This is a genomic window from Serratia montpellierensis (assembly GCF_020858655.1).
Classification (GTDB): Bacteria; Pseudomonadota; Gammaproteobacteria; order Enterobacterales; family Enterobacteriaceae; genus Serratia; species Serratia montpellierensis.
Map to the genome: position 1 here is coordinate 12,550 of NZ_VOSN01000013.1, position 23,611 is coordinate 36,160.

Consider the following 23,611-nt stretch of genomic DNA (forward strand, 5'->3'; position numbering starts at 1 on the left):
CTGACCATTTCCGGCAATGTAGACTGAAATAACACCATAAACCGAATAAAAACGCAGGGTTAACACAACAGTGGCGCCATCGACCAAAAAAAGCGGTAAAACCTATTCCACAGTTCGTTTCGGCTGGATTTGCGCCGGCATACTGGTCTGTTTTTTTCTGTTGGCGTTCAGAGTCGGCTACCTGCAGCTGCTGGAACACCAGCAGCTGGCGGATCAGGCAGACCAGCGCTCGATCCGCACCCAGGTGGTGCCGACCAACCGCGCCATGATCACCGATCGCAACAATGAGGCGCTGGCGGTCAGCGTGTCGTCCAAGGACATCGTGCTGGATCCAAAACACATTCTCGATACCCAGACCGACACCGGCAACGAACGTTGGCAGAGTATGGCCAACGTGCTGAAGATCCCGCTGGCGGACGTGCAGCATCTGATCCAGAGCAACGCGCACAAGCGTTTCGTCTATCTGGCGCGCAAGGTGGAGGATGACAACGCCGCCTACATCAGCAAACTGCACTTGACCGGCGTCAGCACCGAGCAGGATTTCAGCCGCTTTTATCCGATGGGCCAGGACGCCGCCGGGCTGATCGGCATCGTCGGCCAGGACAATCAGGGGCTGGAGGGCATCGAGCTGGGCTTCAACCCGCTGTTGCAGGGCAAAAACGGCCTGCGGGTCTACCAGAAGGACGGCAGCGGCGCGGTGATCGGTGTGCTAAAAAGCGTGGATCCGGTGCCGCCGCCGAACGTGACGCTCAGCATCGATAAATTTATCCAGTACGTGCTCTATGCGCAGATCCGCGACGGCGTGGTGGCCAACCAGGCCGACTCCGGCTGTGCGGTGCTGGTCAAGATCGACACCGGCGAGATCCTTGGCATGGCCAGCTACCCGTCGTTCAACCCGAACAACTATGGCAGCACCCCGGCGAAAGACATTCGCAACGTGTGCAGCAGCGACAGCTTCGAACCGGGCTCGACGGTGAAACCGGTGGTGGTGATGGTGGGGCTGGAGCATAAGCTGATCCGGCCCGATACGGTGCTGGACACCACGCCGTATCGGGTGAACGGTCACCTGATCAAAGACGTCGGCCACTGGTCGAAGTTGACCATCACCGGCGTACTGCAAAAATCGAGCGACATCGCGGTATCGCACATTGCGCTGGCGCTGCCGGCCACGGTGCTGCCGGCGGTCTACCGCAGCTTTGGCCTGGGGCGGCCGACCGAGCTTGGCATCGGCAATGAGAGCAGCGGCTATCTGCCGCAGCATCGCGAACGCTGGGCCGATATCGAACGCGCTACCTTCTCCTTCGGCTATGGGCTGCGCGTGACGCCGCTGCAGATGGCGCGCGAGTACGCCGCTATCGGTTCCTTCGGCATTTATCGGCCGCTGTCGATCACCAAGGTGACGCCGCCGGTGATGGGGCAACGTATTCTGCCGGCGGATACGGTACGATCCGTGGTGCATATGATGGAGAGCGACGCCTTGCCGGGCGGCAGCGGGGTGAGCGCCGCGGTGCCGGGCTATCGGCTGGCGATCAAAACCGGTACCGCCGAGAAAATGGGCCCGAGCGGCAAATACGACGGCGGCTACATCAACTACACCGCCGGCGTGGCGCCGGCCAGCGATCCGCAGGTGGCGCTGGTGGTGATGGTCAACAACCCGAAAGCCGGCAAGCACTTCGGCGGTTCGGTGGCCGGGCCGGTGTTCGGCAAGATCATGGCCCAGGTGCTGGAACACATGAATATTCTGCCGGATGCCCAGCCGCTTAACGTGGTGTCGTCGGTCAAGGGATGAGGGGGATTAGCGCGATTCCAGCAGGCGCTTCAGCGCCTGCAGATCGGCGTTGACCAGCCCGGCGTCGCGGGCGAACATCGCGTCGTCCATCTCCGGTTGGCGGAACAGGGTGAAGATCACCTCGGTGCCGTGCCGGTTGGCGAGCGTGCGCAGCGGCACGTAGACCACGCTGCCGTTCGGCAGCGTCACCCAATGATCCAGCACGCCGAAGGCATTCGGCGCGCTGAAGCGAATACGGAGTTTCCCCTGCGGGGTGTCTGCCACCCAGCCTTCATCTTCCTGCCGTAAACTGTTGGCCAGCCCTTTGGCCCACAAGGGGAAATTTTCCGGGCGGCTGAGAAAGGCGTACACCTCGTCACAGGGGCGGTTGATGGCGATATGCAGCGTTTGCGCGCTCAGCATTGTGGCTTCTCCGGTTGGCGGCGATACTTCAGTGTAGATCTCGCCGCACTCAGAAGTAGTAACCGATGTTCACGTTGGTACGAAAATACCATTTATTGCTGCCGGGGGATTGCGTGCCGGTCCAACCGGTGGCGTTTTCCACGCCGCCCCACGGGTTGGCATTCTGCGCCCAGGTCAGATCCACCCACAGCATCACCGGCATGGCGAAGACTTGCACCCCCAGCGTATTCATTTTGGAGTCGGAACCGCCGTGCCTGTCCTTCCAGAGCACGCTGTAATCGTTGTAGAACCGCAGCTTTTTCACCGGCCCCCAGGGCACGTCGACGTCGCGCGCCAGGTTGATGGCGGCGGTGGTGGCCTGCGACGGGATCAGATAGGCCGGCGTCAGGCCGTTGCCCCCCATAAGGATCACCGAATTGTTGGCCCCGGCCGGGCCTTTGGCGTCGTAACCGTAGCGGATCACCTGGCCGGACAGATGCCAGGGATCGTTATTCACCAGCGTATGTAAGCCTGCCGCCCAGAAGCTGCCGTTATCGCCGGTCGCCTGGTTGTAGAGCCGCGAGGCCGCCAGCGAACCGCCGAGCTCATTGTCCCAGCCGCCCTGGTGGAAAGCGCGCGTCAGCCGCAGGTTTACCTGATCGCGTTTTTCGTTGCGCTGCAGGTGCTGTGACGCATAGTTGGTGTTTTTCAGATCGTCGTAGCTGGCGACGTCGGGGGCGTAACGCACGCCGGTCGGCATCATGCGCGGGTAGTAGGCGGCGTCGAAGTCCCAATCGTCATGCTGGTATTGGTATTTGGCGCCCAGCCCGGTGTTGACGCCAAAGCCGAGGTAAAACGGAATGCCGTACGACCAGCCGAACTGCGGGTAGGGCATCAGGCCGAACGGTTTGAACGGCGCGCCGAGCTGCACGGCGGAGCGCTCAGACAGGCGGTAGCCGACATAGGCGCGGTCGATGGCGTATTTGCGCCGATCCTGAAACCAGAATCCGCTATCGAAAAACGCGTCGTTGACCTGGCCGGCGGCATCGATGCGAAAGGCGTCAAAGCGTAAATGCGGAGGATTCCGATAATTGCTGCTGTGCCAGTCTTCATAGCGATAATTGGCGCGCAGCGCGCCGCCGATATCAATATTCTTTTTATTATCCTCGCTTTGCCAATGAATATGCGGAAATGCCGGGCGGCTTTTTTTTACCGGCGCCGCGCTGGCGGCAGCATCGTTGGGCAATGCGGCGACGGTTGCATAACTCACTGGTGAAACAAGGAAAAAACAAAGCGTGATCTTGCGCATGCCTGGCCCCTGAAGAAAGTAGACTGTTTATTAAGGCGAGCGAGTTTCACCTGTGAACAGGGTGCTTACGCTCATCGGTTTTATATTTGAGACGATTTTATCGAGCGTTTCATATATTAAATTTAGTGCCGGTTAATATATGAGACTTTGTTTCTTTTTTAATGGGAAAACTATAAATCCGGTATTAAACAAGTCAAGAAATAAAAATGAGAGTTGACGGTCAATACCAATTATTGGGTTGTTTTGGTCGGCGGGAGCGGCACAGCAGGCTGAAATAGTAGTGTCATCAATGCCCGTTAGACTCGCGGCATCCTGCTATTACTGACAAAAAATCATGAACATAAAACTGACACTGGGCCGCAGGGTAAAACCTGTGGCGGCGCTGCCGCGCGCGTTTGGCTTCGGCAAGAGCATGGGCTTATTGAGTGGGGTAATTTGCGTTATTGCGCTATTTTCTCTGCTGCAATTGTTTTCCACCCTATTTATTTCCAATATTCTGCGCGACGCCAAGGTTAATCTGGTGACGGGCGATGCGCTGCATCGCCAGCAGGCGACGATGGATCGCGCCAGACTGTCGCTACTGACGGCCAGCGATACCCTGAACCGCGCGGGCATCTATTATCTGCAGGATAAAGCCACCGGCTCCGACGGCAGTTGGCACAGCCTGCTGGATGAGTCGTTGGCGGCGTTGCAGGCTTCAGAGCGGGCCTTCACCCAGTTTGAGCGCTTGAGCGCGGAGGCGCCCGAGGCGCCGGGCGCCCTGAAAGACAGCTACCGTCTGTTCTATGACGGCCTGAAAGAGCAGGCGCAAGGGCTGCAGGGCAGTAGCATCGATGCGTTTTTCGCCGTGCCGATCCAGGCATTTCAGGCGGATTTTAACGAGAAGTATCTCGCTTACCAGGCGCTGAACGAACGGCGTGGCGATGACGTCAACGTGCGGCAATTGGCGGCGCTGGAGCAGGCCAAGACCTTTGCGCTCGGCGCGCTGGCGGCGCTGGCGCTGATCGCCGTGGGGGTGTGGGTCGGCGTCTCTCGCTGGGTTATCGCACCGTTGCAGCGGGCAATCGCACACCTCAACGTGCTGGCCGCCGGCGATCTTTCGCGGCCGCTGCCGCCTGAACGGGCATTCAACCGCGAGATGCGTCAGCTGCAGGCCAGCATTGGCCATATGCAAAGCGGCTTGCAGCGTCTGGTGAGCGAGGTGCGCGATGCGGCGAGCGGGATCCTGAGCGGCGTCGGGCGGCTGGCGGACGGCAATCGCCAGTTGACGGCGCAGTCGGCGAAGCAGGACAGCGAATTGCAGTTGGCGACCGAGCACGTGCAGCAGCTGGCGGCGCGGGTGGAGGAAAACGGCCAATACGCGCAGCAGGCCAGCCAACGAACCGAACAGGCCCGGCAGTGCGCCGGCGCCGGTGAGCAGATGATGGCAACCGTCAATGTTTCGATGCAAGGGATCGTCAACCAATCGGCCGAGATGCGCGGTATCGTCGCGCTGATCGACAGCGTGGCGTTCCAGACCAATATTCTGGCGCTGAATGCGGCAATCGAGGCGGCGCACGCCGGCGTTCACGGCCGCGGCTTTGCCATCGTGGCCAAAGAGGTGGGGCTGTTGGCGCAAAAGAGCAGCCATTCGACGCGCGATATTCAGCAGTTGATCAACCGTTCGTTGCAGCAAATCGATCAAGGTTCGCAGGCGGTGGATCTACTGACGGGCAACCTGCGCCAGATTATCGATCTGGTGAACAAATGCAGTGCGCTGATGGGGGACATTTCCCTGGCATCGCTCAATCAGGGGGAAAGCATTCAGGACGTGACGGCGCGCATCTCGGCGCTGAATCAGGTGGCGCGGCAAACCGGCACGGTGGTGAACGCGGTGACCGAGGCTTCGCAGCTGTTGCAGGGCGAGTCGGAACGGTTGGAAAAAGCGATGGCGCGTTTCAGGCTGCCGGCGCAATAATTACTTCCGATGCAGATTAATGAATAATAAAGCTGCGCTTAACGTTATTTATTATTTTCGTGCCCTGAGAAAGTTCAGCGGTTAAATAAAAGTGCAGGCCGACGTTTATGGATTAAAAAAGCATCGGCCTGCAGCGATTATTTTTGACGGGATGATTAACGGCTGGTCTGGTGGCCGATAATGCCGCCGAGCGCTGCGCCGCCGAGGGTGCCCAGCGTGCTGCCGTCGGTCAGCACCGCGCCGCCGACGGCGCCCACGCCCGCGCCGATCGCCGTGTTGCGATCGCGATTGGACATATGCCCACATGCGGTAACGGAAAGCGTTGCCATCACCACCACCAACACACCTGCGGCACGTTTAATATTCATAATGAGTTCCTGGTAAATTGACTGATTAATGGATTAAAAATAATCCGATTAATCTGCCGGTAGAAGTTGGGATGAATGTATTCCTCCGTAAGAAAATCGAACAGGTAAAAATTCTTAATTTTGCGGCGGTGAAAAGCGATTGCTCGCCGAATGTGCGGCCGCCGGTAAAATCGTGGGTCTATACTGGAAAGACGCCTCGCGGGGTGCGGGGCGCACACTCTGGAGGCCGCCATGTCCGATCTCGTTTCCGCATCCGGCAAACCGGTGAAAATTCCCGGCCCGGATCACCCGATCACCTTGACCCGCCATCCGGCGCGGGTCGTCGTGCGTGCAGCCGGCCAAACCCTGGCCGACAGCCGCAACGTGCTCATCCTGCAGGAAGCCACCTATCCGCCGGTGTTTTACTTTCCGCGTGAGGACGTGAATAGGGCGCTGTTGCAGAAAAACGAGCACGTCAGCTACTGCCCTTATAAGGGCGACTGCAGTTATTTCTCCCTTGCGTTTAACGGCGAGCAGGGGGGCAATGTGGCCTGGAGCTATGAAATGCCCTATAACGCCGTGGTGGCGATCAAGGATCATCTGGCATTTTATCCCGATAAAGTGACGGAAATCCGCACCGAGGCCTGAGCCGCTGCCGCCTCCGGGCGGGGCGGGTTGACATTCTGCTTATCCCTACTCATTATGTGTATTACCGGAAATTGATACGCTTTCCTTATGTTTTAATCCGACATAAACGAAACTCTGAGCAGGTGCTAAGGTGTCTACCTCTACGCGATTTGCCGTTGCCATCCATATTCTGACCAACATCACGCTGTGTCGTGGCCAGACGGTGCGTTCCGAAGATATCGCGCGCAGCGTCAACACCAATCCGACGGTGGTGCGGCGTATCCTCGGCGCGCTGGCGGAGGCCGGGCTGACCTATTCACAGATGGGGCAAGGCGGCGGGGCGCTGCTGGCGCGGCCGGCGGAAGCGATCTCGTTGCTGGACGTGTATCGCGCGGTAGAGGATCAACCGTATTTCATGCTGCACCGTACCCGGCCTAACGATGCGTGCTATATCGGCCACGCGATTACCCCGGTGCTGGAGCAAGAGTTCGCGCGCGTCGGTCACGCGCTGGAAGCCAGCCTGGCGCAAACCAGCATCGCCGAAATGGCTGGGCAGGTCGAGCGGCGCGCAGGCTATCCTTTTGTCCCTTGTTCACCGCAATATCAAGCGGATACGCAATAAAAACCTACGCCAATTCCCGCTACGCGCAGAGCATTTTTTGCATTGCTTTAATGTAATTGTGTAAGTTACATTAGCTCGCATCAAGTGTGATGTAGCTCACGTTTTAGACTGCCTCCCCACGATACTCAACCGATTGGCCGGAAACCTTTTCTTCCGGCGCAGATTCGCTGTGCTTATAAACCAGGAGAGAACGATGTTAGAAATGATTGAAAGCTTGGCCACCGTGGTGGTCCTGGTGCCGGTAATGGTGGCCGTCTTGCTCGGCGCGATTTACGGCCTGGGTGAAGTGTTCAACGTCTTTTCCGCTATCGGCCGCAAAAACGGCTGATGGCACGCCAGGGGGCGGTTCTCGTCCTCCGGCTCCCCCGCATTTTCCTTCTCCAACATTGCTCCATCGCATAAATATTTCGCTAATCCCGAAAAAGTTGGGCGCTCAGCGTATCGATAAACACCCTGAGTTTCGGCGTCAGGTGTTTGCTGGAAGGCCACAGGACTTTAAAGCTGCCGCTGTGGTGACTATGCTCGCGCAATATCTGTTGTAATCGCCCCTGTTCCCGTGCGCGCTTCACTGCAAAATCCGGCAAACAGGCGATGCCCTGGCCGCTTTCCGCCAGGTAAATCAGGGTATCGACGGTGTTGCAGACCAGCCGGGTGTTGATCCCCTCGGCGAGCAGCTTTTCCCATCCGGCGATCGGCCAGGGTTCCACTTTGCCGGTCGAGGGAAATTTGTACAGCAGGCAGTCATGGCCTTGCAGTTCCGCCGGTTGATGCGGGATCCCCATCTGGCGCAAATAATCCGGCGAGGCCACCAGCTGCAGTTGAAACGTGCCCAGCTGGCGGCTCATCAGCCGTGAGTCCTCGGTCTCGCCGACGCGAACTACGGCATCAAAGCCTTCTTCGATGACATCGACCCGGCGGTCGGAAAAATCGGTTTCCAGCTCAATCTCCGGGTAACGCCGGACGAACTCCGCCAGTACCGGATTCAACAGGCCGCCCACTAACGGCAAACTGACGCGCAGCTTGCCGCGCGGCGCGCTGTGCGTATCGCTGATTTCCCGTTCCGCCGCCGCTAATTCCCCGAGAATACGCTGGCAGCGGAGCAGAAACAGCCGGCCTTCGGCGGTCAACGTCATGCTGCGCGTGCTGCGGTGGAACAGGCGTGCACCCAGCCGATTTTCCAGGCGGGCGATGCTTTTCCCCACCGCGGAGGCAGAAATGCCGAGCACGCGGCCGGCCTCAACGAAACTCAGCGTCTCCGCGGCCTGCACAAAGACGCTCACCCCAGACAGATTATCCATTGCTTGCCTCATTGCGGACGAAATTGTCCGCTATGAAAGGAAATCTAGCCTGTTTTTCCGTTAATCGCCACGCTCTATGCTCGGTGGCGACAGCATGGGCTGACTACCTGGAGCAATAAAGATGAGTGAATACGGATCCTCCGCCAACGCGATCGACGGAGCGATAGAGAAAGCCTTGCGCGAAAAACGATTGGTTGGCGCGGTCGTTTTGGTGGCGCAGGGCGGTGAGATCGTTTATCGACGTGCGGCGGGCATGGCAGATCGCGAAGCGGGCAAACCGATGGCGTGCAATACGCTGTTCAGGTTAGCTTCGGTGTCCAAACCGATCGTGTCCACGGCGGCGCTGGCGCTGATGGCGCGAGGAGACATGCGGTTGGACGATCCCGTTACCCGCTGGCTGCCGGATTTTCGTCCGCGGCTGGCGGACGGCACCGTCCCGTTGTTGACGCTGCGCCATTTGATGACCCACACCGCCGGGTTAAGCTACCGTTTTTTTCAGCCGGAAGGCGGATGCTACGCCCGATTGGGCGTCTCCGACGGGATGGATGAGGCGGCGCTCAGCCTGCCGGAAAATGTGCGGCGCATTGCCTCCGCGCCGTTGCTGGCACCGCCCGGCGCGGAGTGGCGTTATTCCATCGCCACCGATGTGTTGGGCGCGATTATTGAACGGGCGAGCGGCCTGCCGCTGGCGCAGGCGGTCAAAAAATGGGTGACCGGGCCGCTGGCGATGACGGATACCGATTTCCTGGCGGTGGACGCCGCGCGCCTGGCGGCCGCTTACGCTGATCATCCCGGCGAGCCACGCCGCCTGCGCCAGCCGGATCGTTTACCCTTCATCGACGGCAGCGCCGGTTTTCATCTGTCGCCGGCGCGTGCGCTGGATCCGCAGGCGTACGCCTCCGGCGGCGCCGGCATGGTCGGTTCGGCGGCGGATTTCCTGCGCCTGCTGGAAACGTTGCGCCAGGGAGGAAAGCCGGTACTGCCAACTGATTGGGTGACGGCGCTGACCACCAACCAAATCGGCGATCTGCCGATGCCGTTTTGGCCAGGGCGCGGCTTCGGCCTGGGCATCACCGTGCTGAAAGATCCCGTCGCTGCGCAAACGCCGGAGTCTGTGGGCAGCTGGCGGATGGGCGGCACCTATGGCCACTCGTGGTTCGTCGATCCTGCCCGGCAGCTCAGCGTGGTGGCATTTACCAACACGGCGCTGGAAGGAATGTCCGGCACCTTTGTCGGCGAGATTTGTCAGGCGGTTTATGCCGCCACGGGAGTGCCGTCATGGGCCTGATGCCACCGATTTTCTTCATCGCGCTGGGGCTGTTCGGCGTTTACTGCATCGAGTTCGGCGTGGTGGGTATTTTACCGCAGATCATCGCGCGCTATGGCATCTCCACGGCGCAGGCCGGCTGGCTGGTTGGGGTCTTCGCCCTGACCATTGCGCTGTTCGGGCCGCTGTTGGTGCTGCTGGCGTCGCGGTTAAATCGCAAACGCATGTTGTTGATCGCGTTGGCCGTATTTGCGGCAGCCAGCGCGCTGGCCGCTCAGGCGGACAGCTTTGCCATGCTGATGCTGCTGCGTATTTTGCCGGCGTTGTTTCATCCGATCTACTTTTCACTGGCCATGGTGGCGGCCGCGGCGCTTTATCCGCCGCATCTGGCCACCAAAGCAACCGCTTATGCGTTTATCGGCACCAGCATGGGAATGGTATTGGGCATACCGCTGACGCAATGGATCGCCGGGCAGTTCAGCTATGAGGCATCGTTCCGGTTTTGCGCGCTGGTCAACCTGCTGGCGGCGTTGGGATTGCTGTGGCGCTTGCCTGATGCGGCCGTGCAGCTTCTCAGCTACGGCAAGCAGTTGGCAATCCTGCGCAGCGGCACGCTGTGGTTGAATATCACTACCTGCGTGCTGATCTTTGCCGCCATGTTTGCCGTCTACGCTTACGCGGCCGAGTACCTCAGCCGTGAAGCCGGTATTGGCGACGCCGCCATCGGCTGGCTTCTGGTGGCGTTCGGTGTGGGCGGCGTCGCGGGCAACCTGTTGGCCGGCAAGGGGTTGAGCCGCCATCGCGCAGTGACGGTGCTGCTGCATCCGCTAGCCTTGATTGCGGCTTATGCGCTGCTGTATCGCTACGGCAGCGCGAATATCGGCGCGATGACGGCACTTTGTCTGTATTGGGGGGCGGCGCACACCAGCGGTTTGATCGTGACGCAGGTCTGGCTGACCTCCGAAGCGCCGCAGGCGCCGGCGTTCGCCACCGGGCTGTATATCGCCTTTATCAACCTGGGTGTGGCGGTGGGGTCGCTGGTGGGCGGTTGGTTTATCGCTGCCAGGGGGCTACAGGGCAGCCTGCTGTGTGGGGCCATGTTTGCCGCACTGGCGGCGATCGCGATCGCCGCCAGGCTGTGGCTGCAACGGCAGGCTACGCTTGCGTTGCGTCAATCATCGCCATCACCTGCCGAAACATCGCGCTTTCCGCATCGGCCAGCTCGTTGACCAGCGTAAAGTGATTGCAGTGGCGGTCGGCCAGCAGCTGGACGTCGAGACCGCGCGCCAGGCAGGCGTCATAATAGGCCTGCGTCTGGTTTTTGAAGCCTTGCGTTTCGCGGTGGCCGACGTCGAGCAGGATCTGCGGCGCATGCGCTTTCGCCGGCAGTAAAAACAGCGGGCTGAGGGTTTGCGCCTGTTCGGGCGTCAGGTGCAGCCAGTCGTTGATGTAGATATCGCACAGCGGGCGCAGATCGTAGAGGCCGCTCAACGCCAGCGCGCCTTTGATCGCATCGGGCGGCAGGCGATAGCGTTGCTGCCAGCCGTCGGCGATCAGCATGCCGCACAGGTGGCCGCCGGCCGAACTGCCGCTGACGAAAATGCGCGCCGGATCGATGCCGAAGGGCGCCCCGTGATGGTAGAGCCAAGCGACGGCGCTGCGCACCTCATGCACGATCTCCGCCAGCGTCGCTTCCGGCGCCAGCGTGTATTCCAGCGTGGCGACCGCCACGCCGCGACGGGCAAACGCGGCGGCCATCGAACAGGCTTCCTCTTTGCGCTGTGAATGCCAATAGCCGCCATGGATAAAGATCAGCAGCGGGGCGGGTTGTGCGCTGGCCGGGAACAGGTCGAGGCGCTCGGCGGCGCTCATGCCGTAGCGCAGATCGTAAATGCCCGGCGTCTGCGCCTTGGCGCGCTGGGCCAGCGCGGCGTATTCCACCATGCAGGCGTCAAAATCCTCCACCGAAGCGCGGGCGTTGTATTGCACGGCGCGTGCGCTCAGGTCTTCAAACGTCAGATCGATGTTCATGCGTTTCTCCGGATTGTTATGCGTTATGCCTTCATCATCGTCCCGCAGGCGAAAAGATGTTTGATCTCCGGTGCGCACAATTGCGGCTTCTCCATTGCTGTTATCTGCTGTATATTGCTGCTTTATGCTTTTTACTGCGGAATAAGCCCATGCACAAAGCGGCACGACAGCGCCATTTACTGGATTTGCTCAGCGAACGCGGGCAGGCGGCCGTGGCGGAATTGGCCGGCGCCATCGGCGTTTCGGTCGATACCGTACGCCGCGATCTGGCCGACCTCGAGCGGCAAGGGTTGGCGCAGAAACATCACGGCGGGGCGATCGCGCTCGAACCGTCCGGCATGCCACGCCAGGCGCGCGCGGCGCTGTTGCCGAAGATCAAGCAGCGGCTCGGTCGCGCGGTGGCCGCGCAGCTCCCGCCCGGCAGCACCCTGATGCTGGACGCGGGCAGTACGCTGTTGGCGGTGGCGCAGGCGTTGCGCGGCCCGGCGACGGTGATCACCGCTTCGCTGGATATCGCGCAGTGCTTGAGCGACAGGCCGGAGATCAACCTGATCCTGCTTGGCGGCCAATGGGATGCTCGCCAGCGGCTGTTCGCTGGCAGCGCCACCCTGGCGTTGCTGGCGCGCTACCGCGCAGACATCGCCTTGCTGGGCGCCTGCGCGGTGCATCCTCAGCTGGGACTGAGCGCCGGCGAAGAGGCCGATGCAGAGGTCAAACGCGCCATGCTGGCCAACAGCGGCGAGCGCTGGCTGGTGGCCGACCATATGAAACTGGACCGCTGCGAACCGCATCACGTTGCGGACCTGGCGCAGATCCAACGTCTGTTTACCGATCGCCCGTGGGACAACCTGGACGAACAATCATTGATTGAACTTTGTGTCGTCGCCGACGACCGCTAGAGGAGAACACTGATGAACGATACCGCACAACCGTTGCAGGTGGCGCTGATTGGCTACGGCTTTGTCGGCAAGGCGTTTCACGCGCCGCTGATTAACGCGGTGCCGGGGCTGGAACTGAGCGTGGTGGCTTCGCGCGATGCCGCCAAGGTGCATGCCGATCTGCCGCACGTGCAGGTGATCGCCGATCCGCTGGAGGCCATCCGCCGACCGGAGGTGGATTTGGTGGTGATCGCCTCGCCGAACGACACCCATGCGCCGCTGGCGCTGGCCGCGTTGGAGGCGGGCAAGCACGTGGTAGTGGATAAGCCGTTTACGCTGGATTTGGCGCAGGCGCGCACGCTGATTGCGGCGGCGGAAAAACACGGCCGTCTGCTGTCGGTATTCCAGAACCGCCGCTGGGACAGCGATTTCCTGGGCGTGAAGCAGGTGATCGAACAGGGGCTGATCGGCAAGGTGACGCACTTTGAGTCGCACATCGATCGTTACCGCCCAGAAGTGCGGGTGCGCTGGCGCGAGCAGAACCTGCCGGGCAGCGGGCTGTGGTTCGATCTGGGGCCGCACATGGTCGATCAGGCGCTGCAGCTGTTCGGCTTGCCACACAGCGTGCAGGCCAACATCGCCACGCTGCGCCCCAACGCGCAGATTAACGACTGGGCCCATGTGGTGCTGAACTACCCGACGCACCGCGTGATCCTGCACGGCAGCATGCTGGTGGCGGGCGGCGTCTCACGCTTTACCGTGCACGGCGAGAAAGGCAGCGTAGTCAAAGCGCGCGCCGACGGGCAGGAGAGCCAACTGCTGGCGGGCGTGACGCCGGGCTCGGCGGAGTGGGGCAAAGACGACGACGCGATGAGCCTGTTTATCGGCACGGAACCGGTGCGCACGCTGCCGACGCCGGATGGCGATCAGCGTCAATATTACGTCCAGGTGCGCGATGCGCTGCACGGCACCGGCAGTAATCCGGTTACCGCTTCGCAGGCGCTGGCGGTGATGGCGGTGCTGGAGGCGGCCACGCTGGCGGCGGAAACCGGTGTGACTCAGCCGTTGCCGCTTACCGAGGCGGAAATCGCCGCCTGGTAACGGCTCGCGTCAGATAAGGCGTCAGGCGCATGGATACAGTGCACACCGTGCGTCTTCCGCCATCCTACCCCCTGACATAGGCTAATCCTCAGTCTATGTCAGGAGTGTTTATCATGTTATCCCATCCTTCGCCGCAGGGCGTCCGCGGCATACTGGCCGCACTGTCTTTGAGCATGCTGTTGTCATCGCTCGGCATCAGCATCGCCAACGTCGGTTTACCGGTGCTCGCCACCGCATTCCATGCCTCGTTCCAGGCGGTGCAGTGGGTGCTGCTTTGCTATTTGCTGGCCGTCACCACCTGCATCATCGGCATCGGCCGTTTGGGCGACAGCCTTAATCGCCGCCGGCTGCTGTTGGCGGGCATTGCGCTGTTTACCGTCGCTTCGCTGGCTTGCGCGCTGGCCCCGCAGCTTTGGCTGTTGCTGGCGGCGCGTCTGGCGCAGGGGCTGGGGGGCGCGGTCATGATGTCGATCGCCATGGCGCTGGCGGGCGAGGTGCTGGGGACGGAAAAAATCGGCCGCGCGATGGGGCTGCTCGGCACCATGTCGGCGGTGGGCACCGCGCTGGGCCCGTCCTTGGGCGGCGCGCTGATCGCCGGCTTCGGCTGGCGGACGATATTTCTAATCAACCTGCCGCTGGGTCTGTTGGCGCTGTGGCTCGCCTGGCGATGCTTGCCGAATGGGCCGCGTGCGGCAACGCGCCGGGAACCGTTCGACCGTGCCGGCACGCTGTTGCTGGGCGGCGCATTGCTCTGCTATTCGCTGGCGATGACCCTCGGGCGCGGCGATTTCGGCGTGCTCAATCTGGTATTGATGCTGGGTGCTTTGTTGGCGGGGGCAATGTTTATCCGCACCGAGCGTCGCGCCGCCGCGCCGCTGTTGGCGCCGGCGATGTTCCGTCATCCGGCCCTGACGGCGGGGCTGGTGGCCAGTGCGCTGGTGATGACGGTGATGACCGCCACGCTGGTGGTCGGGCCGTTCTATCTGTCGCGTGCGCTGGGGTTAAGCGCCGCGCAGGTTGGGCTGGTGATGTCGGCGGGGCCGGCGGTGGCTATCCTGACCGGCATTCCGGCCGGCTATCTGGTGGATCGTTTTGGATCGCAGCGCATCGCCCAGCTTGGGCTGACGGCGGTGGCGGCCGGGGCGGCATTGCTGTCGCTGCTCAGCCGCGCCGGCGTGCTCGGCTATGTGGCGCCCATCGCACTGTTGACCGCCGGCTATGCATTGTTCCAGGTTGCCAACAACACGGCGTTGATGAAGGATCTGTTTCCCGAACGGCGCGGTTTGATCGCCGGAATGGTCAATCTGGCGCGCAATCTTGGGGCGATCACCGGCGCCTCGGCGATGGGGGCGCTGTTCTATCTGGCCTCGCAGCGGGTGGTGGGAACCGCCGCCGCCGCGGCTTACGGTATGCGCGTGACCTACGGGACGGCGGCGCTGTTGGCGTTGGCGGCGTTGCTCATCGCCTTCGGCGGCCGCCGACTGATGCTGCGTTACGATGCGCGTTGAACCGCGTAACGTTCTTGCACGAAACCGTTGTCTGATTGAGTGACGGCGAGCAGGCGCAGGCGCTGCTCCGGGGCATCGGCGCCGAACAAGGGAATGCCGGCGCCCAACAGCAGCGGCACGCGCGTGATAGTCAGCTCGTCGATCAACCCGGCCTGCAGGAAGCCCTGGACGGTCTGGCCGCCGTCGATATACAGGTGACGGCAGCCTTGCTCGGCCAGCTGCGCCACGATGGCCGCCGGTTCGCCAGTCATCCAGCGAACGTGCCCGGTATCCTGTTGTGCGGGCGGCTGCGTCGACAGCACCACCACCGGCAGTTCGCCATAGGGCCACTCGGGAAAGGCGCGAACTTTCTCGTAGGTATGGCGCCCCATCACCAATGCGTCGATATCGGCGATAAACGCCTCATAGCTAAGCCCGTTGAGCAACGACACCGCATACTCGGGGCGCAGCAGCCAGTCGATGTCGCCGTCCGGGCCGGCGATGAATCCGTCTACGCTGGTGGCGATGTAAACCGAACATTTCATCAGGCGAGATCTCCCCGGTAAACCACATGCACCTTGTTGCCGTCAGGATCGCGCAGGTAAGCGCCGAAATAGCCTTTGCCGTAGTGCGCGCGTTCGCCGGGTTCGCCTTCACTGCTGCCGCCCGCCAGCAGGCCGGCGGCGTAGGCGCGCTTGACCTCCAGCTCATCGGCGGCGAGAAAGGCCAGCATGCTGCCGTTGCCGGCGCTGGCGGGCTGCCTGTCGAAGGGTTGGTAGGCATAGAAACGCGGCAGCGTTTGGCCCGGCCGCACCCAGCAGCGGGCAGCGGGGCCGCCGTCCGGCGTCACTTCCCGCCGCTGTAATCCCAACGGCAACAAAATGGCGTCGTAGAAGGCGGCGGCGGCGTCCAGATCGCTGACGCCGACGGTAATATGGCTGAACATGACGCTTCCTTTCCGAAGAGAGATGAAAGCATAAAACAGTAGCAGCGATGGGGCTGAATGGACAGAGCGCAACGGAGGATTCGGATTAAGGACGCGCGCAGGGGGATCGCGCGCTTCACGGTGTGCGGGGCAGGCCGCCGCTCAATTGCTCTCTACGCGCGGGTTGGCGTGAGTCGGCTGGCTGGGATAGTCCACTTGATGCTTATGCAGGTAATCGCGAATCAGCTGGCGTACCACCTGGGAAGGGGTAACGTCCTGCTGCAGGCACAGGTCTTCCAGGGCTTTTTTCTTGTCCGGGTCAATCAGCACCGTTAGCCGCGCCGTTTTCTTTTCCATCAGGATCCTCCAGAGAATGATAACTGAATGATAATACCACGTGGGCGAAGCGGCCAGCCAGACCGCGTCGCCGCTCGTCTTTAGCGGAAATGCAGCCGCTCTATTTTGCGTGACAGGTAGCCGAGTTCGCAGTGGAACAGTTCACCGCTGCCGGCGGCCAGATTGCGCAGCGCGCTCAGCGGCAACGTCACCTGGGCTAGCGTGGCGTAAATAATCACGTTGCCGCTGGGCGCGACGCAAAACAGCACGGTGTTGAATACCCGGTGCAGGCTATGGTACAGCAGGCTGTTTTCGTCGGGCAGATCGTGGTAATTCAGCACCAGCCAGCCCCCGTCGTTCAGCCGCGCGGCGCAGTTTTCCAGGAAGGTCTGGCTGCCTTGTTGCGGATCCATGGCAAATGCCGAATAGAGATCGGAGAAGATCAGATCGTAGCGCGTCTCGGCAGGCGGGCGCACGAAGTCCATGGCATCGGCGGTGCGCAGGCTGATGGTGTCGGTGGCCGGCAGCGTAAAATAACGGCGTGCGACGGCGATCACCGCAGCGCGCAGCTCGACCACGTCCAGGCGCATCGCCGGATCGAGGGCGTGCAGCGCACGCAGCAGGCTGCCGCCACCCAGCCCCAGGATCAGCGCAGACGTCGGCGGCTGCCAGGCCACCGCCATCAGCATCGCTTTGATGTAGTTGTGGATCGGCTGCGCGGGGTTGCTGAGGCTCATCTTGCTCTGCTCGCAGATGCCGTCAAACCGCAGCGTGCGGTAGTCCTTGTGATCGGAAACGATGATTTCGCCCCAGGCGTCGGCTTCGCGGGCGATCACCTGGCCGCGCGGAGAGAAATCGAGGGTTCTGAGTAAGCTGTCAACCAGAGACATGGTCTTCGCAGGGCTCCTTTGGCAAGCGGCCTATTTACGGGCGCACATGAAATCGGCGGTGCAAATGCGTTGGCCGTCGATGCTGGCACGGCCGGTAAAGCGGGCGATCGCCCCGCGCCGGCGCACAAAGGCGACCTCCATCAGCACCTGGTCGCCGGGGCGGGCGGCGCGATAAAACCGCGCCCGCTGGATGGCGGCGAAATAGTAATGTTCCCCTTCGTTCAGCGCCCCGAGATAGTAATGGGCCAGCAGGCCGGTGCTTTGCGCCAGGGCTTCTACCAGCAGCACGCCGGGAAAACCGGCGAAGTGAGCGTGGCCGCTCCAGAACGTCGGCTCATTGGCGGTGATGTTCTTGATGGCGCTCAGCCGCCCTTCGGCAATGCAGGTGCCGGCGGGCAGCACGCGATCGACCAACAGGCAGGGATAACGATGAGGCAAAATCGCCTGAATATCGTTGAATTGCAGGGGGTGACCATTCAGTGGCATGGGGGCGCGTGATCCTGTCTGCGGCGAAACCGGTGCGATGGCCGGCGTTCAGTCCATGGTGAGTGTAATAACATTATAATAAAATTATCATCAGATGTGCCAGATGAAAGACATGACGGCGGAGAAACAGGCGAGGAATGGAGGGCAGGGAGGCACCCGATCCTGGCGATCGGGTGTGGTAGCGCGCTGTTAGTGCTTGGAACGGGTGACCTTGTCCAGATAGCCCATCACGAAAGCGGACAGCACGAAGGTGAGATGGATGATCACATACCACATCAGCTTGTTGTCCGGGACGTTCTTGGCGTCCATAAACACCCGCAGCAGGTGAATGGAGGAAATGGCGACGATAGACGCGGCGACTTTGTTTTTCAGCGAGGTGGCGTCCATTTTGCCCAGCCAGCTCAGTTTTTCTTTCCCTTCGGTGATATCCAGCTGCGAGACGAAGTTTTCATACCCGGAGAACATCACCATCACCAACAGACCGCCTACCAGCGCCATATCGACCAGCGACAGCAGGGTCAGGATCAGATCGGCTTCCGCGACAGAAAAAATGTTGGGCAGGACGTGCAGGATCTCCTGAAAAAATTTGATAGACAGGGCGACCAGGGCCAGTGAAAGGCCGAAATAAACCGGTGCGAGCAACCAGCGGGAGGCGTACATCGCGTTTTCTAGCAAGCGTTCCATCATAAAATTGTTGTAAATGCGTGACCAAAAGGGCGATCAGTATAACGCAGGTAGCCCAGGCGAAATCAACCGCTTGCCAATGGCTTGGAGAAATTTGCGAATGGACGTTCGCTTCGAACGGGTTCATGACAATGATATCGCATGGGGATAAACTGCCGCGGTCTCTTGCCTTGCTACCGTTTGGTCAATCGCTGCTCAAAACTAAGGATGGTTATATGGTCGACAATGCGTTTATCACGAGAACGCGAGCCGTTAATGGCTGCTTTTCCATGTTTTTGCTGATGTTCCTGATTACATTTATTCCGTTGTTCATAGAGAACAGAGCCGCCTTGATGCGACAAGGGCTATTGCTGCCGTTGCTGTACGGAATGGAATTTGTCGCTATCTTTTCGTTATACCTGCTTTTTTTCCGCCGTAGAGAAGGATTGGGCAAAGGCGAGGTTAAACGCAACGATTTTGCGCTGCTGCTGTTCGCGCTGTTGGTGATTCAGTTTATTTTCCCGCGTTTGATGGGCGTGGAAAAAACGGAAACCTGGGTGATGGAGCAGGTGGCATTGCCCGGCGAGATTTTGGCGCTCAATGCCGCTTTGTTGGTTTTCGTCGTCCCCGTCTATGAAGAGATCGTATTTCGCGGCTGTTTGTTTAACGCACTGATGTATTGGTTTAACGATAAGGTGCTTTGGGCCGCGTTAACGGTGTCTGTCATCTTTGCCGTTTTGCATACCCAGTACACCGATTGGCGCACATTAGCAGCCCTGGTGCTCATCTCGTTGGTGTTAACGGCCGCCAGGGTGAGATCCAAAGGGATCTATTTGCCCATTGGGCTGCATATGACCATGAATGGCGTCGTGATGGCGGCCAGCTATGCGTTAAATTGAAGCTGTGCTTGCCGCCGGATGTTCAGTGCCTGGCTTTTTTACCGTCGCTGTGGCCGAGAGAGCGATCGGGGAAGCTGTGATCGCGCAGCCGCTGCTTCAGTTGCGCCGCATCGGGGAAGCCGCCGTCAATTTTGCGATCCCAAATCATCACGCCATCGACGCTGATTTGATAGACCCCGCCGGTGCCCGGCATCAGGGTGACGGAGGCGAGATCGTCGCCGAAGGTATTGAGCAGCTCTTGCGCCATCCAGCCGGCGCGCAGCAGCCAGTTGCATTGTGAACAGTAGTGGATCGTCACTGCGGGGGCATTTTTCATCGATGATCGACCGGTAGTGGTAACGGCTCGCAATCAGCCTGATGGACCTGCAAGCGATGGTGGCGTTGTCTCGCCAAATAGTCAAGCGTCTGCTGAGGCCAGAACGACGAGGGGGCCGAGTGTGCGTCACGGCCGCTTGCTTCCGGCAAACCATTCAACCCCACGCAGCATGCCCGCCCAATAAAACCGGGGTAAAAACCAGGCTTTCAGCCACCAGGCCAGACGGCTGGGCTGGGTTGCGTCGAGCAGGGGAAACGTGGGCAGCAATTTACCGTCATAGCCAAACTCCGCCAGCACAACTTTGCCTTTCTCAACCGTCAATGGACAGGAGCCATAACCATCATAATGGGCAGTGAGAGGCGCGCCATGAATCAGCGCCGCGACGTTTTCCGCCACCACCACCACCTGCTTTCTGGCTGCCGCCAGGGTTTTGGCGTTTGGCGTTGAGCAACAGTCGCCTACCGCAAAAATATCCGGCCAATGCTTATGCTGCAGCGTCAATTTATCCACATCGCACCAGCCGGATCCTTCCGCGAGCCCGCTTTGCGAAATAAACGCCGGGGCCGATTGCGGCGGTACGACGTGGAGCATATCGAAGGGCAGGGTTAACTCGCGTTTTCCTTCTTCATTTGTCTCTACGGCAAATGTCGCTTGCCGATTCTTGCCATCAACGCGGATTAAATTATGATTGAAATTGACCTGTGCACGGTATTTTCCCAAATACTCGGTCAACGGGGGGATAAATTGTGGAATGCCGAAAACCGCCGTGCCCGCAAGGCAGAAATTGACGTTAATATTATTCAGGATGCCTTGGCGGCGCCAGTGATCGCATGACAAATACAAGGCTTTTTGCGGTGCGCCGGCGCATTTTATGGGTAGCGTCGGTTGAGAAAATATCGCCTGGCCGCCTTTCATTTCCCGGACCAGTTGCCAGGTATATTCGGCAAGGTCAAAGCGATAATTAGAGGTGACGCCGTTTAATCCCAGGGTTTCTTCAAGCCCCTCTATTTTATCCCAGCGTAAAATGAGGCCACACGCAACAATAAGAAAGTCATAGTTTATTTTCTGTCCTTGGCGGGTCTCGACGTATTTTTGACTGGGCTCAACCCTGACAACGCTATCCTGTACCCATGCGGTTCCTGAGGGCAGGACAGCGCGCAGGGAACGCCGCGTTTTATTGATATCAAAGAGCCCGCCGCCCACCAGGGTCCACGCCGGTTGATAATAATGACAGTCGTTGGGCTCCACGACCGTTATATCGATGCCTTTAACTCGCTTCCTTATGCTTGCCGCGATACCTATTCCGGATGAGCCGCCGCCAATAACAACGACGCTTTTCTGGGTATTTATTTTTTCTGGTTTCATGCAGGCCTCCTTTCATAAGAAAGTAGGGGGTTGTCGCCCAGATTAAAAGCGAATTCATAGAACTTGTGGTTATATAAAAAATCACATATTCCATTTTGCTATATGTAATAACCAATCGAAATAAGTTATTTGACATTGCTGGGTAACTGATCGTTAATAAATGGCATGAGCATCATTAAGGGATTAGCGCAGTGGATTTTTTCCATTTCAGTTTTTATATCGTGATGCTGTTAGTGGTCACCGGGGGAATTGTGGGATTCCTCCTGGCCCTGACCGGCGGCGGCGGATCAATCGTCTGCGTGCCGTTATTGCTGTATATGGTGAAAGTGCCGGATACGCATTTGATTATAGGAACCAGCGCCATGTCGGTAGCCATTAACGCGCTGATCAACCTGGCAGCGCACGCTGCCAAAGGCAACGTCAGGTGGCAGACCGGGCTTGTCGTTTCGCTGGTTGCTGTCATGGGCGCGCTGGCGGGATCTCAGATGGGAAAAATCACGGACGGGCACTACTTAACCCTGCCGTTCTCCGTGTTGATGCTGGTTGTCGCCGGATTGACGCTGAAAAGAAATCACCTTGCAGGGTCCCCCTTGCCGTCCCCCCATGTTGCCATTCATCCCGCCATCGTATGGCCCAGCATCCTGGCCCTGGGCGGGCTGGCGGGCTTTCTGGGCATCGGCGGCGGATTTTTGGTTGTGCCGGCGCTGGTCTGGTTTTTCCGCTTCTCGATGGTTGAAGCGGTAGCAACCTCACTGGTGGTCGTGGCGGCCATGGGGCTGTCGACCAGCGCCAGCTATGCCATGTCCGGAAAGGTCTCGATCGCGATTACGTGCTGGCTCATCGTCGGCGGTGTTCTGGGCGGCGTGGTGGGGGTAGCGCTCGCCGAGCGCCTGAAAAAACGCGAGGACATCATCAATGTGCTCTATGCCCTTATGCTCCTGGCGCTGGCCCTGTATATGTTATTTAAAAGCCTATGAAACGGAAGGAAAAAAACATGCACATCCGCACTTACCACCCTCAGCTCTCCTTTTCGGGCGCGCCTGAAGCGCGTGATTTCAAGGCGCTGTCTCAACAGGGCTACCGCCTTATCGTCAACAATCGGCCGGACGAAGAACCGGGGGAGTATCTTGACCATCAGCAAGAGAAAGCGTTGGCTGAACAAGAGGGGATGCGTTACGTCTATCTTCCTTATACGTTCGATACGCTGACCTGGGAGACCGTTTACACCTTCCAGTTTTTGCTGCGACAAGGCGAGAAGACTTTGGCGCACTGCAGAAGCGGGGCTCGCTCTGCCGGCCTTTCCCTGCTGTATGCGCTGCGCGAAGGTCAGATAGATGAAGCGCAATTTCGCCGCCAATGCGACGAATACGGCGCGGACGCCGATAAGGCGCTTGGCTGGTATGGCAAGCATCGGTCCGTGCGGGCCACTGCGGAGGTTCACGCGTTTTATGAGCCGGAAAGCGGCAGCCTGCAGTATGTGGTTGCCGATCCCGAGGCGCGCCGCTGTGCGATTATCGACCCGGTGCTGGATTTTGACCGCCGATCGGGCACGGTCTCGCATCAACAGGCCAACGATATTCTGAATTTTATCCGTCAGCGGGGGTGGGGTGTGGCCTGGGTGTTGGATACGCACCCGCACGCCGATCATTTTTCGGCCGCCACCTGGCTGGCGCAGAAAACCGGCGCCTTCATCGGCATCGGTGAAAAAATTACCGCCGTGCGGGAGATATGGGAAGAGATCTATAATTTAAAAGACCTGCCTGCCGCCAATACCGTCTGGGATGCGCTGTTTGCAGATGGGGACGTCTTTTTTATCGGCAACCTGCGCGCTGAAGTTTTACTGTCTCCCGGGCACACGCTGGCGTCCGTCACTTACTACATTGCGGATGCGGCGTTTATCCACGATACGTTTTTCATGCCGGACAGCGGCACGGCAAGGGCCGATTTCCCTGGCGGCAATGCGGAGGCCTTGTGGGATTCATTGCAGCGGATCTTGAGCCTGCCGGCGGATACCCGCCTGTTTACCGGCCATGATTACCGCCCGGCGGGGCGTGAGGCCCGCTGGGAAAGCACCGTGAGAGAGCAGCGCGAGAACAATCCCTGGGTGGTCAACATGGATAAATCCCGGTTTATTGCGCAAAGAACGCAGCGGGACGCGACGCTGCCGCACCCGGAACTCATGCTGATGGCGCTGCAGGTCAATATTCGCGGCGGCGTTCTGCCTGATTGCGAAGATGACGGGCAGCACTACCTCAAAATTCCTGTTAATCGATTCAAGGCATGAGTCAAACAGCAAAATTTCAGGCGGAATAGACAGAAATCATCGGCGCCGGCAGCAGGGGCGTGGTGTCAGCGGTTGGATGTTTGTTTTGCGGCGATCCGGTTGATGCCATACAGCAAAATAACGCAGACGCCGCTCACGAGCAGCGAACGCAACAAGCCACTCCCCCCCAGGGGTAGGCCCCAGCTATCCAGCGCCATAAAGAGCGCAACGGTAAGCAGTACCGCCAGTGGCGCGCTCCACCAGCGGAACTGTATTTTGGAGAACATGTGCAGTTGCCCCTTCATTTTGCGTTGGTGGTCCGATCGTGTCTCGTTGATGACACGTAGGCGACCTGACCCTTTTTTTTATCATCC

Annotated in this window: 27 protein-coding genes; 13 read left to right on the forward strand and 14 right to left on the reverse strand. The window is 59.8% G+C overall.

Annotation, left to right across the window (positions count from 1 at the left end; genetic code table 11):
* The first annotated feature begins 70 nt into the window (after positions 1 to 70).
* On the forward strand, positions 71 to 1,789 hold the full coding sequence (locus tag FUU19_RS11920; protein WP_141968969.1) for a penicillin-binding transpeptidase domain-containing protein: 1,719 nt from the start codon (positions 71 to 73) through the stop codon (positions 1,787 to 1,789).
* 6 nt (positions 1,790 to 1,795) lie between these two features.
* On the opposite strand, the gene FUU19_RS11925 is transcribed toward FUU19_RS11920, so the two are convergent.
* Complete coding sequence (locus tag FUU19_RS11925; protein WP_230489746.1) at positions 1,796 to 2,191, reverse strand: SRPBCC family protein; 396 nt, start codon at positions 2,189 to 2,191, stop codon at positions 1,796 to 1,798.
* Between the two features lie 49 nt (positions 2,192 to 2,240).
* Positions 2,241 to 3,479 (reverse strand): hypothetical protein, encoded by a 1,239-nt coding sequence (locus FUU19_RS11930; protein ID WP_230489748.1) that lies wholly within the window; start codon positions 3,477 to 3,479, stop codon positions 2,241 to 2,243.
* Positions 3,480 to 3,813: 334 nt separating this feature from the next.
* Here FUU19_RS11930 and FUU19_RS11935 point away from each other — a divergent pair, with 334 nt between their 5' ends.
* Positions 3,814 to 5,436: a methyl-accepting chemotaxis protein gene (locus FUU19_RS11935; protein WP_197834243.1), complete on the forward strand. Its 1,623-nt coding sequence runs from the start codon at positions 3,814 to 3,816 to the stop codon at positions 5,434 to 5,436.
* Positions 5,437 to 5,591: 155 nt separating this feature from the next.
* Here FUU19_RS11935 and osmB read toward each other — a convergent pair whose 3' ends face one another.
* Positions 5,592 to 5,804: an osmotically-inducible lipoprotein OsmB gene (gene osmB, locus FUU19_RS11940; RefSeq protein WP_004940700.1), complete on the reverse strand. Its 213-nt coding sequence runs from the start codon at positions 5,802 to 5,804 to the stop codon at positions 5,592 to 5,594.
* 231 nt (positions 5,805 to 6,035) lie between these two features.
* Between osmB and FUU19_RS11945 the strand changes: the two genes are divergently transcribed.
* From FUU19_RS11945 to FUU19_RS11955, 3 genes are all read left to right on the forward strand, one after another.
* Positions 6,036 to 6,431, forward strand: a complete 396-nt coding sequence (locus FUU19_RS11945) for a DUF427 domain-containing protein (protein WP_141968961.1) — start codon at positions 6,036 to 6,038, stop codon at positions 6,429 to 6,431.
* Between the two features lie 130 nt (positions 6,432 to 6,561).
* Positions 6,562 to 7,032: an Rrf2 family transcriptional regulator gene (locus tag FUU19_RS11950; protein ID WP_048321542.1), complete on the forward strand. Its 471-nt coding sequence runs from the start codon at positions 6,562 to 6,564 to the stop codon at positions 7,030 to 7,032.
* 193 nt (positions 7,033 to 7,225) lie between these two features.
* Complete coding sequence (locus FUU19_RS11955) at positions 7,226 to 7,360, forward strand: AcrZ family multidrug efflux pump-associated protein (protein ID WP_033643027.1); 135 nt, start codon at positions 7,226 to 7,228, stop codon at positions 7,358 to 7,360.
* An 82-nt stretch (positions 7,361 to 7,442) separates the two neighbouring features.
* Here the strand turns inward: FUU19_RS11955 and FUU19_RS11960 are convergent, their stop codons facing one another.
* Entirely contained in the window at positions 7,443 to 8,330 is an 888-nt protein-coding gene (locus FUU19_RS11960; protein ID WP_230489750.1) for a LysR family transcriptional regulator, read from the reverse strand.
* A 121-nt stretch (positions 8,331 to 8,451) separates the two neighbouring features.
* Here FUU19_RS11960 and FUU19_RS11965 point away from each other — a divergent pair, with 121 nt between their 5' ends.
* Both FUU19_RS11965 and FUU19_RS11970 read left to right on the forward strand, forming a co-directional pair.
* Complete coding sequence (locus tag FUU19_RS11965; protein ID WP_230489752.1) at positions 8,452 to 9,618, forward strand: serine hydrolase domain-containing protein; 1,167 nt, start codon at positions 8,452 to 8,454, stop codon at positions 9,616 to 9,618.
* Entirely contained in the window at positions 9,609 to 10,826 is a 1,218-nt protein-coding gene (locus FUU19_RS11970) for an MFS transporter (RefSeq protein ID WP_230489753.1), read from the forward strand. Before FUU19_RS11965 ends, FUU19_RS11970 begins: the two co-directional genes overlap by 10 nt.
* Here the strand turns inward: FUU19_RS11970 and FUU19_RS11975 are convergent.
* On the reverse strand, positions 10,753 to 11,628 hold the full coding sequence (locus tag FUU19_RS11975) for an alpha/beta hydrolase (RefSeq protein WP_230489755.1): 876 nt from the start codon (positions 11,626 to 11,628) through the stop codon (positions 10,753 to 10,755). The genes FUU19_RS11970 and FUU19_RS11975 overlap by 74 nt on opposite strands.
* A 149-nt stretch (positions 11,629 to 11,777) precedes the next feature.
* Between FUU19_RS11975 and FUU19_RS11980 the strand changes: the two genes are divergently transcribed.
* The 3 genes from FUU19_RS11980 (at position 11,778) to FUU19_RS11990 (ending at position 15,115) form a co-directional block, all read left to right on the forward strand.
* Positions 11,778 to 12,527 (forward strand): DeoR/GlpR family DNA-binding transcription regulator, encoded by a 750-nt coding sequence (locus tag FUU19_RS11980; protein ID WP_230489757.1) that lies wholly within the window; start codon positions 11,778 to 11,780, stop codon positions 12,525 to 12,527.
* 12 nt (positions 12,528 to 12,539) lie between these two features.
* Complete coding sequence (locus tag FUU19_RS11985) at positions 12,540 to 13,607, forward strand: oxidoreductase (RefSeq protein WP_141968948.1); 1,068 nt, start codon at positions 12,540 to 12,542, stop codon at positions 13,605 to 13,607.
* Positions 13,608 to 13,720: 113 nt separating this feature from the next.
* Entirely contained in the window at positions 13,721 to 15,115 is a 1,395-nt protein-coding gene (locus FUU19_RS11990; RefSeq protein ID WP_230489758.1) for an MFS transporter, read from the forward strand.
* On the opposite strand, the gene FUU19_RS11995 is transcribed toward FUU19_RS11990, so the two are convergent.
* From FUU19_RS11995 to FUU19_RS12020, 6 genes are all read right to left on the reverse strand, one after another.
* Positions 15,100 to 15,639 (reverse strand): dihydrofolate reductase family protein, encoded by a 540-nt coding sequence (locus FUU19_RS11995; protein ID WP_230489760.1) that lies wholly within the window; start codon positions 15,637 to 15,639, stop codon positions 15,100 to 15,102. The two genes, FUU19_RS11990 and FUU19_RS11995, sit on opposite strands and share 16 nt — an antisense overlap.
* A complete protein-coding gene (locus FUU19_RS12000) occupies positions 15,639 to 16,040 on the reverse strand; it encodes a VOC family protein (protein WP_063989835.1) in 402 nt (133 codons plus the stop codon). The genes FUU19_RS11995 and FUU19_RS12000 overlap by 1 nt, the downstream gene beginning before the upstream one ends.
* Positions 16,041 to 16,181: 141 nt before the next feature.
* On the reverse strand, positions 16,182 to 16,376 hold the full coding sequence (locus FUU19_RS12005) for a ribbon-helix-helix domain-containing protein (RefSeq protein ID WP_038872997.1): 195 nt from the start codon (positions 16,374 to 16,376) through the stop codon (positions 16,182 to 16,184).
* A gap of 80 nt (positions 16,377 to 16,456) precedes the next feature.
* Complete coding sequence (locus tag FUU19_RS12010) at positions 16,457 to 17,245, reverse strand: spermidine synthase (RefSeq protein ID WP_197834238.1); 789 nt, start codon at positions 17,243 to 17,245, stop codon at positions 16,457 to 16,459.
* 30 nt (positions 17,246 to 17,275) lie between these two features.
* Positions 17,276 to 17,731, reverse strand: a complete 456-nt coding sequence (gene fabZ / locus FUU19_RS12015) for a 3-hydroxyacyl-ACP dehydratase FabZ (RefSeq protein WP_038873003.1) — start codon at positions 17,729 to 17,731, stop codon at positions 17,276 to 17,278.
* 189 nt (positions 17,732 to 17,920) lie between these two features.
* Entirely contained in the window at positions 17,921 to 18,415 is a 495-nt protein-coding gene (locus FUU19_RS12020; RefSeq protein ID WP_025302805.1) for a TIGR00645 family protein, read from the reverse strand.
* Between the two features lie 215 nt (positions 18,416 to 18,630).
* Here FUU19_RS12020 and FUU19_RS12025 point away from each other — a divergent pair, with 215 nt between their 5' ends.
* On the forward strand, positions 18,631 to 19,293 hold the full coding sequence (locus FUU19_RS12025; protein ID WP_141968940.1) for a CPBP family intramembrane glutamic endopeptidase: 663 nt from the start codon (positions 18,631 to 18,633) through the stop codon (positions 19,291 to 19,293).
* A gap of 22 nt (positions 19,294 to 19,315) precedes the next feature.
* On the opposite strand, the gene FUU19_RS12030 is transcribed toward FUU19_RS12025, so the two are convergent.
* Together FUU19_RS12030 and FUU19_RS12035 are read right to left on the reverse strand one after the other, a co-directional pair.
* Positions 19,316 to 19,609 (reverse strand): Rdx family protein, encoded by a 294-nt coding sequence (locus FUU19_RS12030; protein WP_004928553.1) that lies wholly within the window; start codon positions 19,607 to 19,609, stop codon positions 19,316 to 19,318.
* A 126-nt stretch (positions 19,610 to 19,735) separates the two neighbouring features.
* Positions 19,736 to 20,974 (reverse strand): NAD(P)/FAD-dependent oxidoreductase, encoded by a 1,239-nt coding sequence (locus FUU19_RS12035; protein WP_197834236.1) that lies wholly within the window; start codon positions 20,972 to 20,974, stop codon positions 19,736 to 19,738.
* Positions 20,975 to 21,165: 191 nt separating this feature from the next.
* Between FUU19_RS12035 and FUU19_RS12040 the strand changes: the two genes are divergently transcribed.
* Both FUU19_RS12040 and blh read left to right on the forward strand, forming a co-directional pair.
* Positions 21,166 to 21,951 carry a sulfite exporter TauE/SafE family protein gene (locus FUU19_RS12040; protein ID WP_230489762.1) on the forward strand — a complete coding sequence of 262 codons (786 nt, stop codon included), beginning with the start codon at positions 21,166 to 21,168 and terminating at the stop codon, positions 21,949 to 21,951.
* Between the two features lie 17 nt (positions 21,952 to 21,968).
* The gene (gene blh, locus FUU19_RS12045; protein WP_230489764.1) at positions 21,969 to 23,258 is read left to right on the forward strand and encodes a bifunctional sulfur transferase/dioxygenase Blh; all 1,290 of its coding nucleotides are present in this window, start codon (positions 21,969 to 21,971) and stop codon (positions 23,256 to 23,258) included.
* Positions 23,259 to 23,323: 65 nt separating this feature from the next.
* Here the strand turns inward: blh and FUU19_RS12050 are convergent, their stop codons facing one another.
* Complete coding sequence (locus FUU19_RS12050; protein ID WP_141968931.1) at positions 23,324 to 23,524, reverse strand: hypothetical protein; 201 nt, start codon at positions 23,522 to 23,524, stop codon at positions 23,324 to 23,326.
* Between the last annotated feature and the right edge of the window lie 87 nt (positions 23,525 to 23,611).